Below are 15,122 nucleotides of genomic sequence, written 5' to 3'. Positions count from 1 at the left end.
ACCGAGGAGGCACCACCGTGTCCGTCACCGTGACCCCGTACGACAGCATCCCCTTCCCCGAGGACCTCGCCTCGCTCGGCGAGCGCTCCCGCGCCGCGGACGGCGAACCCCCGTTCTCGGACCAGACCCTCGTGGACCTCCGCTCCGGCCGCGAGGGCGTCACGTGCGTGGCGGCCACCGACGGCGACGACCTCGTGGGGGCGGCCGTCGTCGTGCCGCAGCAGGACGCGGCCTCCACGTTCACCGTGGAGCTGACCGTGGACCCCGCGCACCGCAACCGGGGGATTGCCACGGCCATCGCGGGGCAGCTGCGCGCCGCGGTGGACGGCACCGTGGAGGCGTGGGCGCACGGCAACCAGCCCGCGGCGCAGCGGCTCGCGGAGCTCTACAGCCTCACACCGGTGCGGGACCTGCTGCAGCTCAGGCGCACCGTGGCAGACGCCTCCGACGTCCCCCTGGAGGTCTCGCTGCCGGACGGCGTGGAGATCCGTCCGTTCGAGGTGGGCCGGGACGAGCAGGCGTGGCTGCGCGTCAACGCGGCGGCCTTCGCCGAGCACCCCGAGCAGGGGCGGATCACACTCGCGGACCTGCAGGAGCGCGAGGGCGAGCCCTGGTTCGACGCGCGCGGGTTCCTGCTGGCCGTGGAGTCGCAGGAACCGGACGGCGTCCTCGGCTTCCACTGGACCAAGGTGCACCCCGCCTCCGGTGACTCCCCGGCACTGGGTGAGGTCTATGCCGTCGGCGTGGACCCGTCCCGGCAGGGCGGCGGTCTGGGCCGGGCACTGACCGCGGCGGGGATCAACCACCTCGCGGAGCAGGGCCTGCGGGACGTGATGCTCTACGTGGACGCGGACAACTCCGCCGCGGTGGCCCTGTACGAGTCCCTGGGATTCGAGCACTGGCACGTGGACGTCATGTACCGCAGCTGAGCACCACTACCATCGTTACGTATCCCCCGCCCCCTCCACCCGGGTGGGGCATGAGCTTCTGAGCACGGAGAGCAGACCATGGCGAAGAACACCACCCTGGGCACGTACGACATCCTCGCCGGCGGGTGTCTCTGCTGGCGGGTGGTGGACGGCGAGCTCCAGGTGCTGGTCATCCACCGTCCCCGCTACGACGACTGGTCCTGGCCCAAGGGCAAGCAGGACGACGGCGAGACCCTCCCGGAGACCGCGGTGCGCGAGCTGCGCGAGGAGACCGGGCTGCGCGTGACCCTGGGGGTGCACCTGGGCGACTCCGAGTACAAGGTGCGCGGCCACGACAAGCTCGTGCGCTACTGGGCCGCGGAGGTGGCGCCGAACGTGCGGGCCGTGCCCGAGGACGACGAGGTGGACCGCATGGAGTGGGTGACCGTGGAGCGGGCCCGGGAGATGCTCACCAACACCGACGACCGGGCGCCCCTGGAAGAACTCGCGAGGCTGCACTCCCGCGCGTGCCTGGCCACCCGCCCCGTGATCGTGATCCGCCACGCCAAGGCCAAGCCCCGCTCCTCGTGGCAGCGCGCCGAGGGCGACCGCCCCCTCGCGGCCACGGGCAAGCGCCAGGCACTCGCCGTGACGCGCCTGCTCGCCGCGTGGGGACCCGAGCGCGTGGTCACCTCCCCGTGGCTGCGCTGCATGTCCACGGTGGTCCCCTACGCCCAGAAGCACGGCGTCAAGGTCAAGGAGCGCCCGCAGCTCACGGAGGCCACGCACAAGCGCCACCCCAAGCGGGCCGCCCAGGTCACCGAGCAGCTCTTCGACACCGAGCGGCCCGTGGTGCTGTGCACCCACCGTCCGGTGCTGCCCACGGTGCTCAAGGTGCTCGCCAAGCACATGCCCTCGGACCTGGCCGGACAGCTGCCGGATTCCGACCCCTACCTGAGCCCCGGGCAGATGATCGTGCTGCACATGCCCCGCGGGGCACAGCGTTCGCAGACCGTGGCCTTCGAGATCATCTCGCCCTTCGACGACTGACTCCGCCCAGCGGCGTCGAGAGAGGAAGCCCATGCCCGGCATCCCCACCCCCTACGAGGACCTCCTGCGGGACGTCCTGGAGCACGGCACCCGCAAGACGGACCGCACCGGCACCGGCACCCTGTCCGTGTTCGGGCGCCAGATCCGCTACGACCTGGGCGAGTCCTTCCCCCTGCTGACCACCAAGCGCGTGCACTTCCGCTCCGTGGCGCTCGAGCTGCTGTGGTTCCTCTCCGGCTCCTCGAACGTGCGGTGGCTGCAGGAGCGCGGTGTGAGCATCTGGGACGAGTGGGCGGACGAGAACGGGGACCTGGGGCCCGTGTACGGCGTCCAGTGGCGCAGCTGGCCCGCAGGCCACGGGGAGACGATCGACCAGATCGCGCGGGTGGTGGACTCCCTGCGCACCACCCCTGACTCCCGCCGGCACCTGGTGAGCGCGTGGAACCCCGCCGAGGTGGACCGGATGGCGCTGCCGCCGTGCCACGCCCTGTTCCAGTTCTACGTGCAGCCCCGTGAGGACGGCCCCGACGCCCTGAGCTGCCAGCTCTACCAGCGCTCCGCGGACCTCTTCCTGGGTGTCCCGTTCAACATCGCCTCCTACGCCCTGCTCACCGTGATGGTGGCCCAGCAGTGCGACATGGTCCCGGGCGAGTTCGTGTGGACCGGCGGCGACTGCCACATCTACGCCAACCACCTGGAGCAGGTGCGCACGCAGCTGGCCCGCGAACCCTACCCCTATCCCCGGCTGCGCCTGCTCCGGCGCCCGGACAGCATCTTCGACTACGCGTTCGAGGACTTCGCGGTGGAGGGCTACCGGCACCACCCCGGCATCAAGGCACCGGTGGCGGTGTGAGCACGGGCGACGTGGTGGTGGGCGCCATCTGGGCGCAGACGCCGGACGGTGTGATCGGGGTGGACGGCGGGCTGCCCTGGCACCTCTCCGAGGACCTGAAGTTCTTCGCGCGCATCACGATCGGGCACCCCGTGGTCATGGGCCGGCGCACGTGGGACTCGTTCCCGGAGCGGGTGCGGCCGCTGCCCGGGCGGCAGAACATCGTGATCACCTCCCGCCCGGAGTCCGTGCCCGCTGACGGGGAGCGCGTGTGGGCCGTGGGGTCCTACGCCGAGGCCGTGGACGTGGCACTCGGAGTGCTCGCCACGGAGCCCGCGGCCGGTCCGGAGACCGCGCCCCGGGAGATCTGGGTGCTCGGCGGGCCCAGCGTGTGGCGCGACGCCGCCGCGCACGCCGCGCTGCCGCTCACCCGGGTCCTGGTGACCACCGTGGACCTGGACGTCCCCGGGGACACCCACGCCCCGGGTCTCGACGCCGCGTGGTCCCGCACCGAGGTCCAGGACTGGACCGTGGCGGGCAACGGCACCCGGTTCCGGATCGACGAGTGGACGCGCACCCCCGTGCGATAGCGTGATCCTCCACACACCCCGAGCAGGAGGCCCCACCGTGACGAGCGCATCCACACCGAGCACCGACACCGATCCCGCGCTGCGGATCGTCCCCAACCACGACGAGTCCCGGTACGAGCTGTGGCGCGACGAGCAGTACATCGGGTTCCTGGGCGTGGAGGTGCTGCCGGACGGCACGGTGGACCTGCAGCACACCATCATCTCCGAGGCCTTCGGCGGCAGGGGCTACGCCCGCACCCTGGTGACCCGTGTGCTGGACGGGTACCGCGAGCGCGGTGTGCGGGTCCGCGCCACGTGCAGCTACGTGCAGGACTACATGGACCGCTTCCCCGCCTACCGCGACCTGCTCGCCGACACCCCTGGCCCGCGCGGTCAGGGCTGAGGCGGTCCACGGGCTCCCCACCCGGACCCGTGCGCGGGCTCGGCTCGGGGACCGCGGCGGCGGCGCGCCCCGGGCCCGCAGCCGTGGCCCAGTCCCTCGGTAGAGTGGAGGCCATGACTTCACACCCCGCAGCCGTAGGTTTCATCGGTTGGCGCGGCATGGTGGGTTCCGTACTCATGGACCGCATGCGCGCCGAGGACGACTTCACGGGACTGGACCCCGTGTTCTTCTCCACCTCCAACGCCGGGGGTGCGGCACCGGAGATTGCCGGACTCGGGGACACCGGAACGCTGCAGGACGCCCACGACCTCGATGCGCTGGCCACGCTGCCCGTGCTGGTGACCACGCAGGGCGGGGACTACACGAAGGCCGTCCACGGGGCCCTGCGGAGCCGGGGCTGGGACGGCATCTGGATCGACGCCGCCTCCACCCTGCGCATGCAGGACGACGCCGTGATCGTGCTGGACCCCGTGAACCGGGACGTGATCGACGCCGCCCTGGACCGCGGGGTCAAGGACTTCGTGGGGGGCAACTGCACGGTGTCCTGCATGCTCATGGGCCTGGGCGGACTGTTCCGCAACGACCTCGTGGAGTGGGCCACGTCCATGACCTACCAGGCGGCCTCCGGGGGCGGCGCCCGCCACATGCGCGAGGTGCTGCAGCAGTTCGGCGATCTGCACGCACACGTGGCGGACCAGCTCGCGGACCCGGCCTCGGCCATCCTCGAGATCGACCGCGCGGTGCTCGCCGCCCAGCGCGGCGGGGACCTGGACACCACGCAGTTCGGAGTGCCGCTGTCCGGCTCCCTGATTCCGTGGATCGACGCGGACCTGGGCAACGGCCAGTCCCGCGAGGAGTGGAAGGCCCAGGCGGAGACCAACAAGATCCTCGGCCGCTCCGGGGAGACCGCCGTTCCCGTGGACGGGCTGTGCGTGCGGATCGCGGCCATGCGCTCCCACTCCCAGGCCCTGACCCTCAAGCTGCGGGAGGAGATCCCGGTGACGGAGGTCGAGCGGATCCTGGACGCGGACAACGAGTGGGCCACCGTGGTGCCCAACACCAAGGAGGACTCGGTGCGGGACCTCACGCCCGTGGCCGCCTCCGGCTCCCTGCAGATCCCCGTGGGGCGCATCCGGCCCCTGAGCATGGGTCCGCGGTACATCTCCGCGTTCACCGTGGGGGACCAGCTGCTGTGGGGCGCCGCCGAACCCGTGCGCCGCATGCTGAAGATCGCCCTCGGGACGCTCTGAGCCGCGACCCCCGCGCCACCCGGACCTCGCGGCCCGGGTGGGGTGCCGCTCCTCGGCGGTCACCGTGGCTCCGTCCTCCGGCCCCGGTGCGGCGCGGCCCCCGCGCCGTCCGCGGAGCCGCGCGGCGGCGTCGCCGGGCCGGGGGTGGCTGCCCGCTCAGCGCCTCAGTGGGCGTCCTCGGGCGGCTCGGCGCGCAGGTGGCGCGGGCCCGGCGCCAGGCGTGGCGGCTTGGCCAGTGCGCGCCGGTGGCGACGCTCGGCCATCAGGTTGGACCACCACCGCCACACCCGCAGGGCCACGCGCTTGATGCGAAGGTTCAGCCGGTGCGCCCACTCGAACTCGGTGCTCCACACCCCGAGCCCCAGGAAGATGAACAACCAGCCGGGGCCGGGCGTCACGAGCATCACGAGGCCCGCCAGCCCGAGGATGCCGCCGAGCACGATCACGATGCCCTTGTGGAGGATCCGCAGCGCGGGGTGCCGCTCCGACCACGCGCGCAGCCGCAGGACGGCCCGGTGGACCCTGCCACCCTGCTCGCCGCGCTCGACCTCCTCGTGGAACTCGGAGCTCATGCCGGACGCGTCCTCGCCGCGGAGCGGGGCCCGGCCGCGGCGCGGGGCCCGTTCACAGGGTGAGCCCCAGCAGGACGGGCTCGGGTTCCAGGTGAACGCCGAAGACCTCGGCGACGCCGCGCTGCACCGTGCGTGCCACGGCTGCGACGTCCTCACCGGAGGCCTGCCCCCTGTTCGTCATGGCCAGGGTGTGCTTGGTGGACAGCGAGGCCCTGCCCCCCGCGACCAGTTCGCCGTCCAGCTCCAGCAGCACGTTGCGGGTGCCCGGCAGGCCGAAGCCCTTGCCGAAGCCCGAGTGGTCGATGAGCCACGCCGCGGAGAACTTCACGGCGCCCTCCACGGTGTGACCCCGGGCGTCGAGCACCGGGTAGCGCGGGGCGTCCGCGGGGATGCGGTCGGTGAGCTCGTGCTCGGGGACCACGGGGTTGGTGAAGAAGGAGCCGGTGCTGAAGGTGTCCCGGTCCTGGGGATCGACCACCATGCCCTTGCGTCCACGCAGGCGCAGGACGGTCTCCCGCACGCTCGCCAGGGGGGCGCGCTCGCCCACCTCCACCCCGAGGGCCGTGGCGAGCTGGGCGTAGCGGATGGGGATGGAGTCCTCGCGGGGCTCCAGCCGGAAGGCCACGGACAGCACAACGTAGCGCGGTGAGCCGTGGGAAATGCTGCGCTTGAACACCGAGTCCCGGTAGGAGAACTGCAGCTCCTCGAACGCGAAGCAGCGCCGGGTGCGCTCCACGCGGTCCCAGGTCTCCACGCCCACGATGCTCTGGGACACCTCCGCGCCGTAGGCCCCCACGTTCTGCACGGGTGTGGCACCGGTGGTGCCCGGGATGCCCGACAGCGTCTCCAACCCGGACAGCCCGCGCTCCACGGTCTCGCGCACGAGCTCGTCCCACGGGTGGCCGGCGGCGACCCGCACCAGGACGCCGACGCCGTCGGCGTCCTCGGAGACCGAGAACCCGCGAGTGGCCACGTGCACCACCGTGCCGTCGAACGGGTGCTCGGAGGCCAGGATGTTGGAGCCCCCGCCCACCACCAGCACGCGCTCCCCCGCGCGGTCCGCGGCGGCAACGGCGTCCACGACCTCGGTCTCGGTGGTGGCGGCCACGTACCGCGTGGCGGGGCCGCCCACGGCCGTGGTCGTGAGCTCGGAGAGGCGGGGTGCGTTCATGGTGCCCGAGTCTAGTGGGGGAATCTCACAACGGCCTGGGCCTTGACGAGGACCTTGAGGGGCGTCGCCGCGGCAGGATCCGCCTCGGGCCCGGAGAGGTCCGGAGCGGTGACCGTGAGGTCCACCCGCGCGGTGCGCGCCTCGGGGTCGACCGCGCCGACCGTTCCGGTCACCGTGAGCCGGGTGCTGGGCTCCACGGCTGTGCCGAAGGCGTTCGGGACCACCACCGGCTTGGTGAAGCGGGTCTGGTAGTCCACCACGGCACCCGGGTCCCCGGCCCACTCGGTCACCAGCGCCACTGCAGCGCCCATGGTGAACATGCCGTGGGCGATCACGTCCGGCAGCCCCACCGAACGCGCGAACTCCGGGTTCCAGTGGATGGGGTTGAAGTCCCCGGACGCCCCTGCGTACCGCACGAGGTCCGCGCGGGACACCTCCACCGTGCGCTCACCGATCTGCTGGCCCTTCTCCAGGGTCCCGAAGTCCACGCTCACTGGTCCTCCCCCCGCACGAGCAGCGACGACACGGTGGTCGCCACGGGCTCTCCGTCCGTGGTGGTGATCTCCACCCGCGAGGTCACCATGGCACCGGAGCCCAGGGGCCGCACGGCGTCCACGGTGACCGCTGCGGTCAGCTCGTCCCCGGCCACGATCGGCCGGTGGTGCGTGAAGCGCTGGTCCGCGTGGACCACCCGCGAGAAGTCGATGCCCGCCGCGGGATCGTTGACCAGGGCGGCGTCGGCCCGCTGGGAGACGACGATGGCGAAGGTGGGGGGCGCCACGATGTCCGTGTACCCGGCGGCCTGCGCCGCGGCGACGTCGTGGTGGGCGGGGTCCTGGGCCTTGACGGCGGTGGCGAACTCGCGGATCTTCTCGCGGCCCACCCGGTACGGGGCGATGGACGGGTAGGTGGTGCCCACCACGTCAGCGGAAACGGCCATGCTCTCCTCGTTTCGACGAACGGTCTGCGCCCAGCCTAGCGGCCCCTCCCCCGGGCGCGGGCGTGGCGGCGGCACCCAGGGACGACCTCCGTGACGCGGAGGGTGGGCACGAGAAAGGCGCCGCTCCCCGGTGGGGAACGGCGCCTGAACGGTAGCGGTGGACGGGCTCGATCCGTCGACCTCACGATTATGAGTCGTGCGCTCTAACCAGCTGAGCTACACCGCCACATCATGGATGAAACCTGCGCATCACAGGGACCGCAGGCTGTCATCATGAGAGCCCCGACCGGGAATCGATCCCGGGACCTCCATCTTACCAAGATGGCGCTCTACCACTGAGCTATCGGGGCAACGCGGAATACTCTAACAGGATGCCCGCGCGATGCACAAAACGGGCTGCGGCCACTGAATCCGGGGCCCGGCAGGCCCGCGACACCCGGTCAGGCCGCGCCCGGCCGCACCACCCCTGCCGCACCCCCACGGCCTCTCCCCCCGGGGCGTCCGGCGCTCCCCTTTCACGCTGCGAGGTGGAGCAGGTGCAGAAAACGGCCCGGGAAGCTGCACTGGCGGAGCAGATGCAGGGGGTAGGGCAGGAGAGGACCAGGAGAGGACCCGGGGGCCGGGGAAGGGAGGATCCGGGAAGCCGAGCTTCCCCTCCCCCGACGTGCGAGCGGCCCCTCGCTCCGCGGGGAGTGAGGGGCCGCTCGCACGGGGTCCGGGTCAGCGCCCGGAGTAGCCACCGTTGAACTTGTCGTAGCTCTTCTTGCGGGGGCGGTCCTGGTAGGACGTGCCGCCGCCGCGGGGCCGACCACCGCCGCGGTCACCGCGGTAGCCACCACGGTCGTTGCGGGGCCCGCGGTCGCCGCCCTTGAATCGAGCACCGCCACGGGCGCCGCCGCCACCGGGGCCGCGGTCCTCCTGGATCCGAATGGGGGCACCGTTGATTTGCGTGGTGGACAGCTTGTCGAGCGTGCCCGCGGGCAGGTTCTCGGGCAGGCCCACGAGGGTGAACGTGGGGCGGATGTCGATCGCCCCGATCTGTGAGCCGTTCAGCCCGCCCTCGTGCGTGAGGGCGCCCACCACTGCACCCGGAACCACGCGGTCCCGGTGGCCCACGGCGAGCTTGTAGGTCCGCATCCCGGCCTCCTCGCCCGGCGAGCGGCGGTTGCGGGGGCCGTCGCCCTCGCGGCGCTCGCGGTCCCGCTTGCGCTGGGGCACCTCGGGGAGGTCCTCCACGAGGAACGGGCGGCCGTTCTGGGCGATCACGGCCAGCGCCGCGGCGATCTCCACGGCGTCCACGTCGTGCTCGGACTCGTAGCGTTCCACCATCTCGCGGAACAGGCCGAGGTCCTCGGACTCGATGGTCTCCTCGATCTGCTGCGCGAAGTTGTCCTTGCGGGTCTGGTTGACCTCGTCCGTGGTGGGCACGCGCATCTGCTCCACGGGCTGGCGGGTGGCCTTCTCGATGGCGCGCAGCAGGTACTTCTCGCGCGGCGTCATGAAGAGGATGGCCTCGCCCTTGCGCCCGGCGCGGCCCGTGCGGCCGATGCGGTGCACGTAGGACTCGGTGTCGTGGGGGATGTCGTAGTTGACCACCAGGGAGATCCGCTCCACGTCCAGGCCGCGGGCGGCCACGTCCGTGGCCACGAGGATGTCGATCTTGCCCTCGCGCAGGGAGTCCACCGTGCGCTCGCGCAGGTTCTGGGGAATGTCGCCGTTGATCGCCGCGGCGGTGTAGCCCCGGGCCTTCAGCTTGTCCGCGATCTCCTCGGTGGCGGCCTTGGTGCGCACGAAGACGATGACGCCGTCGTAGTCCTCGACCTCCAGCACGCGGGTCATGGCGTCCAGCTTGTGGGGGCCCATGACCTGCATGTAGCGCTGACGGGTGTTGGTGCCCGTGGTGGTCTTGGCCTTGACCGTGATCTCCTGCGGGTCCCGCAGGTACTGCTGCGCGATCCGGCGGATGGCCTTGGGCATGGTGGCGGAGAACAGGGCCACCTGCTTCTCGGTGGGGGTCTGGGCCAGGATCTTCTCGACGTCCTCGGAGAAGCCCATGCGCAGCATCTCGTCCGCCTCGTCCAGCACCACGTAGGCGATGTCGTCGAGCGAGAGGGAGCCCTTCGAGAGGTGGTCGATCACACGCCCGGGCGTGCCCACGACCACCTGCGCGCCGCGCTTGAGCCCGGCCAGCTGGGGCCCGTAGGAGGAGCCGCCGTACACGGGCAGCACGGTGAAGTCGTCCAGGTGCGTGGCGTAGGAGCCGAACGCCTCGGCCACCTGCAGCGCGAGCTCACGGGTGGGGGCGAGCACCAGCACACGGGTGCTGCGCTGCGGGCCGTGCAGGTCCGAGAGCTCCGCGAGCTTGGACAGCGCCGGCACCGCGAACGCCGCGGTCTTGCCGGTGCCGGTCTGGGCCAGGCCGACGACGTCGCGGCCGCTGAGCAGCGCGGGGATCGTGGCCGCCTGGATGGGAGAGGGGTACTCGTAGCCCACCTCGTCCAGGGCGGCGAGCACCCGGCCGTCCACGCCCAGCTCGGCGAAGGTGGGCTGCTGCGGCTCGTCCGGGGCGTCCGAGGACTTCCCGGTGGTCTCGACGCCGTGGTTCACGGGAACGTCCGTGGCGGCGGGGGCCTGGGTGGTCTCGTCCGACATGGCGGCGGGCTCGGCGGCCGGTGCGTCCTGCGCAGCGGCGGAAGCGGCGTCGGCATCGACGACCGCCGTCTCGCCCGGGTCACTCGCGGGAGCCACGGTGTGGGCAGTGGTGCTGTCGTCGGGAATGTTTTCAGTGGGCACGGAAGAACCTCGCTTCGGTGGAATGGAGTGACTGACACCGGTGCGAGCGGAACGACCGCTGAAGTCCGGAACCGACGTGCCGAAGACGGCGAAACGGTTGCTGAGGACATGGAACCGGGATGATGACCCCCAGCCTACCGCACGGGACCCCCGCCCGACGGCTGGATCCGCACCACCGCGATGTTCTGCTCGTCACTCACCACCGCGTAGTCGGCGCCGTAGAGCTCCCGCGCGTACGCCGCCACGTCCGCCGGACCCTGCCCGCCCCACGCCGCGCTGGCGCGGTCCACCGCCACGTACTGGGGGGCGGGATCGCCGGCACTGCCGATCCAGTGCACGTCCGCGCGGCTCACCAGGGCATTCATGAGGGTGAGGTCCGTGGCCACGCTCGCACCCGGTGGGATCTCCTCGACCGCCGCGGCCTTGACCCCTCGCCGCGGATCCGGTTCCCACGCCTCGGCACCGGCCAGCCGGGCCAGCGGCAGCTGCGTGCCCACCGCGAGCGCCACGGCGAGGGCGAGCCACGGCGCTCCGGTCGCCATGACCCACAGCACCGAGGCCTCCGCGCGGGCGCCGCGTCCGGGGTCCCCGCAGTGTCCGCCCGCCACACGGCCGTCCCCCCGCTCGGCACGCCCGAACGCGGCCGCGGCATCTGCCCGCAGGCGGACGACCGCGTCCACCAGCGCCACGAACAGCACCGGCATCAGCACCGCGCTGTAGTGCCACCCCGGCCCCCAGTACCCCTCGTGGGGCGAGAGCATGCGCCACGTCAGGGTGGGCAGAGCGACCAGCGCAATGGGTGAGCGCACCGCGACCACCGCACCGGCGAGCAGCAGCAGGAGCCACGTCCCGAGCTTCTGCGCGGGCGCCACTTGGAGGATCACCGCGCTCGCGGGGTCCCGGAGCAGGCCTGCGACGTCCAGTCTGTCCGCGTAGGCGAACGCCCCGTCCGGGTTCAGTGCGGGCAGCGCCACCCCCACCGCGAACGCGGTCACCGCGAGGCCCCACACCACCAGCACGACGCCGCACAGCAGCGCGGTGTCGCGCGGCACCACGGGGGCGTCCCGCCTCCCGCCGGGCCTTCCCGCGACGGCGCCCACGGGGGCGGCGTCCGAGGACAGCGCGGCCCAGCGGCGTCGTACCGCGGGGAGGCCACGGCGCAGGGAGGGGCGCAGGGCGTGCCCGAGCATCAGGCCGCCGGCCGCCGCGACCGTGATCCCGAGATCTTCCTTCACGAGGGCCACGGGGGCGGTCCACAGTGTCGCCGCGAGCCAGCGCTGCTCGCGCAGGGCGGTCAGGCCGGCGGCCAGCAGCGGCACGGCGAGCGCAATCTCGTGGAATTGCACCGCTGCCGCGTTCTGGAGCCCGAAGCTCAGGGCGTAGGCGCAGCCGATCGCGGCCGCGGGCGCGGGGTGCAGCACCCGCAGTGCGCAGCGGGTGATGAGCGCGGCGGAGACCCCGAACAGGGCGTCCTGCAGGAGCATGGGTGTCAGGGCCGAGGGGAAGATCCGGTACACGGGCGCCAGGAGCGCCACGAGGGGGTGGAAGTGGTCCCCCAGGAGGTTGTACCCGTGGCCCTTGATGTCCACCACCGGACCGTGACCCGCCGCGTACGAGGACAGCAGCTGCGTGAAGATCGCGTTGTCCCACGAGGGCGTCTCCCCGCGGATCCACTGGCTCCAGGAGAACGCGCCGTACAGGGACGTGGCCACGGCGCCCACCAGCGCGGGGAGCAGACGGGGGACGGCGCTGCGGTGCATGTCCGGTGCTCCCCTTCCGTGGTCCGAGGATCGACGTGCGCGGACGGCGGCGGTCCGCCCGGGCGCACGGGGGGCGTGCGACGCCTCCGCGGCAGGATACCCCGGGGGCCACCTGACCCCGTGGCGGTGGGGTCGCAGCCCCGGGAGCGCCTGCGCACGTCAGGGTGCCTGTGCATGTCGGAGCGCCCTGGGAGCATCGCGGACATGACCACGGAGGTGACGACCACTCAGGCGGACGCGCAGCGCTGCCCGGGTGCAGACCCCGTGCGGCGGCGCTGGACACCGCCCGGGCCCCTGCACCTGGGGCAGACGCTGCGCGTGCTGGGACGCGGTGCCGAGGACCCCACGGTGCGCGTGCTGAGTGAGGACTGCGCGTGGCTCACCACCCGCTGCGCAGGCCTGCCCGTGGGCGCACGCTTCACCAGGCCCCCACGGACCAGCGGGGAGAACCCTCTGCACCGGGACGTGGTCGCGGAGGCGTGGGGCCCCGGGGCGTCGGTGTGGATCGAGCGCGCGCCGGCGTGGGTCGGTGCCCGTGACTCGTGGGAGGAGTTCGAGTCCTCGCCGGGGTTCGCACAGCTGCCCCACGTGCTCGTCCGGGCCCGGCACGAGCACCCCGGGCTGCGACTGCCCGCCACCGGTGCGGTCCTGGACCGGGCCGTGGTCGCCATCCTGGAGCAGCGGGTGACGGCGCTCGAGGCGGTGCGCGCCTACCGCGCCCTGCTGCGGTGGATCGCCGAGCCCGCACCCGGCCCCGCCCCGCAGGGCATGAGGGTGCCGCCCACCGCCGAGCAGTGGCGGCGGGTGCCGTCCTGGCAGTGGCACCGCGCGGGAGTGGACCCTGCGCGCTCGGCCACCGTGATGCGCACCGTGCAACGGGCCTCCGCCCTGGAGCGGCTCTCCCACCGGGAGGATCCCGCGAGTGTCCGGGCCGCCCTGCAGTCGATCAGTGGGATCGGACCGTGGACGGCCGCGGAGATCACGCAGTGCACCCACGGGGACCCGGACGGGGTGAGCGTCTACGACTACCACCTGGCGGACCACGTGTGCTGGTTCTTCGACGGTGCGCCGGGCTCCGACGAGCGGATGCTCGAGCTGCTCGAACCCTGGCGCGGACACCGGCAGCGAGTGGTGCGGCTCCTCAAGGCCAGCGGTCACCGCAAGCCGTCCTTCGGTCCGCGGCTGAGCCCGCAGGACCACCGACGCCACTGACCTGCCCGCGCCTGGGAACCGGACGGTCTCGTTAAGGTATGGCTTCCCTGGCTGGCAGCCCGTGGAGATCCGGCGCACACTACTCGCATGTCTGAGCACACCGTGGCAGAGCCCCATGCCGAGAAATCAGGGGACCGACTCAACAAGCTGCGCGCCGCAGTCCTGGGCGCCAACGACGGCATCGTCTCCGTGGCCGCCACCGTGGTGGGTGTGGCCGGGGCGACCGCCGCCAACGGGCCCATCCTCGTGGCGGGTTCCGCGGCCGTGATCGGCGGGGCGCTGTCCATGGCCCTCGGCGAGTACGTGTCCGTGTCCAGCCAGAAGGACTCCGAGGAAGCTCTCATCGAGAAGGAGAAGCGGGAGCTGCAGGAGATGCCCGAGGCGGAGCTGGAGGAGCTCGCGGAGCTCTACCGGGAGCGCGGGCTCAGCGAGGCCACGGCCAAGCAGGTGGCCCTGGAGCTCTCGGAGAAGGACGTGCTGCGCGCCCACCTGGACGCCGAGCTCGGGATCGACCCGGACGACATCGTCAATCCGTGGTCCGCCGCCATCTCCTCCGCCCTGGCGTTCTTCCTGGGCTCCCTCCTGCCCATGCTCGCCATCCTGCTGCCGCCCCCGGAGTGGCGGATCCCGGTCACGTTCGTGGCGGTCCTGGTGGCTCTCGCCCTCACGGGCACGCTCGGAGCGCGCCTCGGCAGGACGCCGCACGTGGCACGCGCGGCCGTCCGCGTGGTCGTGGGCGGTGCCATCGCCCTGGGCGCCACGTTCCTGATCGGCTCCCTGCTGGGGGTCTCCGCCGCGTAGCGGACGACGCCGCGCGGGTTCAGCACCTCGCCAGACACGCCACGAGGGCGGTTCCCCCACCGGGGAACCGCCCTCGTGCTGGATGCGGACCGGACGGGGCGCGCCGCTCCCCCGCCCGCACCGCTCACGTCATTGCGAGGCCCCGCACGCGCCGAAGCACGACGCCGGCGGTCGGCGCGCGCGTCAGTTCTGCGGGGCCTCGGGCTCCGCCGCGGACTCTGCCTCGGCGGCCTGCTTCTCGACCTCCGCACGAACCTCGTTCATGTCCAGGTTCTTGACGGCGTCGACCACCTGGTCGAGGGATGCGGCCGGCAGAGCGCCCGGCTGCGAGAAGACGAGGATGCCCTCGCGGAACGCCATGAGGGTGGGGATGGAGGAGATCTGGGCGGCTGCGGCAAGCCCCTGCTCAGCCTCGGTGTCCACCTTGCCGAACACGATCTCGGGGTGCTTCTCGGACGCGGCCTCGTAGGTGGGGGCGAACTGCTTGCACGGTCCGCACCACTCCGCCCACCAGTCCAGCAGGACGATGTCGTTGTCGGAAATGGTCTGGCCCAGGGTGTCCTGGGTGATGTCTACGGTAGCCATGCCCCACACCCTAGGACCGTGCCTCCGGCGGGTTCCAGACAGTTCACTGCGGGCTCAAGGAACGCCCCTCGACTGGACACGCGGTCCGCGGCCCCGGGCAACGGACACTGGGGAATGGGCAGTGCCACCGGCACCGGGGCGGGCCGAAGCGGCCTGGAGAGCAGGAGGCGCCACGCTCCGCAGGAGACGGCCGACGGGACCGGCCACGAGAAAAAGGGACGTCCCGGACCGTTCGGTCCGGGACGTCCCTTGGTGGAGCGGTTCGCGCCGCTCCCG

The 15,122-nt window shown here is 72.5% G+C and carries 15 protein-coding genes and 2 tRNA genes; 8 read left to right on the top strand and 9 right to left on the bottom strand.

Going from position 1 to position 15,122, the window contains the following annotated elements; genetic code table 11:
* The first annotated feature begins 17 nt into the window (after positions 1 to 17).
* The 6 genes from mshD (at position 18) to asd (ending at position 5,012) form a co-directional block, all read left to right on the top strand.
* Entirely contained in the window at positions 18 to 929 is a 912-nt protein-coding gene (mshD, locus tag EAE32_RS04050) for a mycothiol synthase (protein WP_121864258.1), read from the top strand.
* 78 nt (positions 930 to 1,007) lie between these two features.
* On the top strand, positions 1,008 to 1,958 hold the full coding sequence (locus tag EAE32_RS04045) for an NUDIX hydrolase (RefSeq protein ID WP_121864257.1): 951 nt from the start codon (positions 1,008 to 1,010) through the stop codon (positions 1,956 to 1,958).
* A gap of 31 nt (positions 1,959 to 1,989) precedes the next feature.
* A complete protein-coding gene (locus tag EAE32_RS04040; RefSeq protein WP_121845651.1) occupies positions 1,990 to 2,811 on the top strand; it encodes a thymidylate synthase in 822 nt (273 codons plus the stop codon).
* On the top strand, positions 2,808 to 3,380 hold the full coding sequence (locus EAE32_RS04035) for a dihydrofolate reductase (protein WP_240625050.1): 573 nt from the start codon (positions 2,808 to 2,810) through the stop codon (positions 3,378 to 3,380). Before EAE32_RS04040 ends, EAE32_RS04035 begins: the two co-directional genes overlap by 4 nt.
* Before the next feature lie 37 nt (positions 3,381 to 3,417).
* Positions 3,418 to 3,762: a GNAT family N-acetyltransferase gene (locus EAE32_RS04030; protein ID WP_121845652.1), complete on the top strand. Its 345-nt coding sequence runs from the start codon at positions 3,418 to 3,420 to the stop codon at positions 3,760 to 3,762.
* A gap of 113 nt (positions 3,763 to 3,875) precedes the next feature.
* Positions 3,876 to 5,012 carry an aspartate-semialdehyde dehydrogenase gene (gene asd / locus EAE32_RS04025; RefSeq protein ID WP_121864256.1) on the top strand — a complete coding sequence of 379 codons (1,137 nt, stop codon included), beginning with the start codon at positions 3,876 to 3,878 and terminating at the stop codon, positions 5,010 to 5,012.
* Positions 5,013 to 5,176: 164 nt separating this feature from the next.
* Here asd and EAE32_RS04020 read toward each other — a convergent pair whose 3' ends face one another.
* The 8 genes from EAE32_RS04020 to EAE32_RS03985 form a co-directional block, all read right to left on the bottom strand.
* Positions 5,177 to 5,584, bottom strand: a complete 408-nt coding sequence (locus EAE32_RS04020) for a PGPGW domain-containing protein (RefSeq protein ID WP_121845654.1) — start codon at positions 5,582 to 5,584, stop codon at positions 5,177 to 5,179.
* Positions 5,585 to 5,636: 52 nt separating this feature from the next.
* Positions 5,637 to 6,755, bottom strand: a complete 1,119-nt coding sequence (locus EAE32_RS04015; RefSeq protein ID WP_121864255.1) for a UDP-N-acetylmuramate dehydrogenase — start codon at positions 6,753 to 6,755, stop codon at positions 5,637 to 5,639.
* Positions 6,756 to 6,766: 11 nt separating this feature from the next.
* Positions 6,767 to 7,249, bottom strand: coding sequence for a MaoC family dehydratase (locus EAE32_RS04010; RefSeq protein ID WP_121864254.1), 483 nt, complete (start codon positions 7,247 to 7,249; stop codon positions 6,767 to 6,769).
* On the bottom strand, positions 7,246 to 7,695 hold the full coding sequence (locus EAE32_RS04005; protein WP_121864253.1) for an FAS1-like dehydratase domain-containing protein: 450 nt from the start codon (positions 7,693 to 7,695) through the stop codon (positions 7,246 to 7,248). Before EAE32_RS04005 ends, EAE32_RS04010 begins: the two co-directional genes overlap by 4 nt.
* Before the next feature lie 152 nt (positions 7,696 to 7,847).
* A tRNA-Met gene (locus EAE32_RS04000) sits at positions 7,848 to 7,921 on the bottom strand.
* Positions 7,922 to 7,973: 52 nt separating this feature from the next.
* Positions 7,974 to 8,045 (bottom strand) — tRNA-Thr (locus EAE32_RS03995).
* Positions 8,046 to 8,415: 370 nt separating this feature from the next.
* Positions 8,416 to 10,488, bottom strand: a complete 2,073-nt coding sequence (locus EAE32_RS03990) for a DEAD/DEAH box helicase (protein WP_121864252.1) — start codon at positions 10,486 to 10,488, stop codon at positions 8,416 to 8,418.
* A 134-nt stretch (positions 10,489 to 10,622) separates the two neighbouring features.
* Positions 10,623 to 12,248 (bottom strand): DUF2079 domain-containing protein, encoded by a 1,626-nt coding sequence (locus tag EAE32_RS03985; RefSeq protein WP_121864251.1) that lies wholly within the window; start codon positions 12,246 to 12,248, stop codon positions 10,623 to 10,625.
* Between the two features lie 174 nt (positions 12,249 to 12,422).
* Here EAE32_RS03985 and EAE32_RS03980 point away from each other — a divergent pair, with 174 nt between their 5' ends.
* Positions 12,423 to 13,460, top strand: coding sequence for a DNA-3-methyladenine glycosylase family protein (locus tag EAE32_RS03980; RefSeq protein WP_243635567.1), 1,038 nt, complete (start codon positions 12,423 to 12,425; stop codon positions 13,458 to 13,460).
* Between the two features lie 87 nt (positions 13,461 to 13,547).
* A complete protein-coding gene (locus EAE32_RS03975; protein WP_121846482.1) occupies positions 13,548 to 14,261 on the top strand; it encodes a VIT1/CCC1 transporter family protein in 714 nt (237 codons plus the stop codon).
* 183 nt (positions 14,262 to 14,444) lie between these two features.
* Here the strand turns inward: EAE32_RS03975 and EAE32_RS03970 are convergent, their stop codons facing one another.
* Positions 14,445 to 14,846 (bottom strand): thioredoxin family protein, encoded by a 402-nt coding sequence (locus EAE32_RS03970; RefSeq protein WP_121846483.1) that lies wholly within the window; start codon positions 14,844 to 14,846, stop codon positions 14,445 to 14,447.
* Positions 14,847 to 15,122: the final 276 nt, after the last annotated feature.

Origin of the sequence: Kocuria tytonicola (assembly GCF_003687175.1) — a bacterium.
GTDB lineage: Bacteria > Actinomycetota > Actinomycetes > Actinomycetales > Micrococcaceae > Kocuria > Kocuria tytonicola.
The sequence above is the reverse complement of the archived record's forward strand: the minus strand, read 5'-3'. Positions and strand labels throughout refer to the sequence as shown.

What these genes read in the sequence shown, in the direction of transcription:
- EAE32_RS03980 (WP_243635567.1), top strand. Translation starts at nt 12,423, where the DNA reads ATGTCGGAGCGCCCTGGGAGCATCGCGGACATGACCACGGAGGTGACG.
- EAE32_RS03985 (WP_121864251.1), bottom strand. Translation starts at nt 12,248, where the DNA reads ATGCACCGCAGCGCCGTCCCCCGTCTGCTCCCCGCGCTGGTGGGCGCC.
- EAE32_RS04020 (WP_121845654.1), bottom strand. Translation starts at nt 5,584, where the DNA reads ATGAGCTCCGAGTTCCACGAGGAGGTCGAGCGCGGCGAGCAGGGTGGC.
- EAE32_RS03970 (WP_121846483.1), bottom strand. Translation starts at nt 14,846, where the DNA reads ATGGCTACCGTAGACATCACCCAGGACACCCTGGGCCAGACCATTTCC.
- asd (WP_121864256.1), top strand. Translation starts at nt 3,876, where the DNA reads ATGACTTCACACCCCGCAGCCGTAGGTTTCATCGGTTGGCGCGGCATG.
- EAE32_RS04045 (WP_121864257.1), top strand. Translation starts at nt 1,008, where the DNA reads ATGGCGAAGAACACCACCCTGGGCACGTACGACATCCTCGCCGGCGGG.
- EAE32_RS04040 (WP_121845651.1), top strand. Translation starts at nt 1,990, where the DNA reads ATGCCCGGCATCCCCACCCCCTACGAGGACCTCCTGCGGGACGTCCTG.
- EAE32_RS04005 (WP_121864253.1), bottom strand. Translation starts at nt 7,695, where the DNA reads ATGGCCGTTTCCGCTGACGTGGTGGGCACCACCTACCCGTCCATCGCC.
- EAE32_RS03975 (WP_121846482.1), top strand. Translation starts at nt 13,548, where the DNA reads ATGTCTGAGCACACCGTGGCAGAGCCCCATGCCGAGAAATCAGGGGAC.
- EAE32_RS04015 (WP_121864255.1), bottom strand. Translation starts at nt 6,755, where the DNA reads ATGAACGCACCCCGCCTCTCCGAGCTCACGACCACGGCCGTGGGCGGC.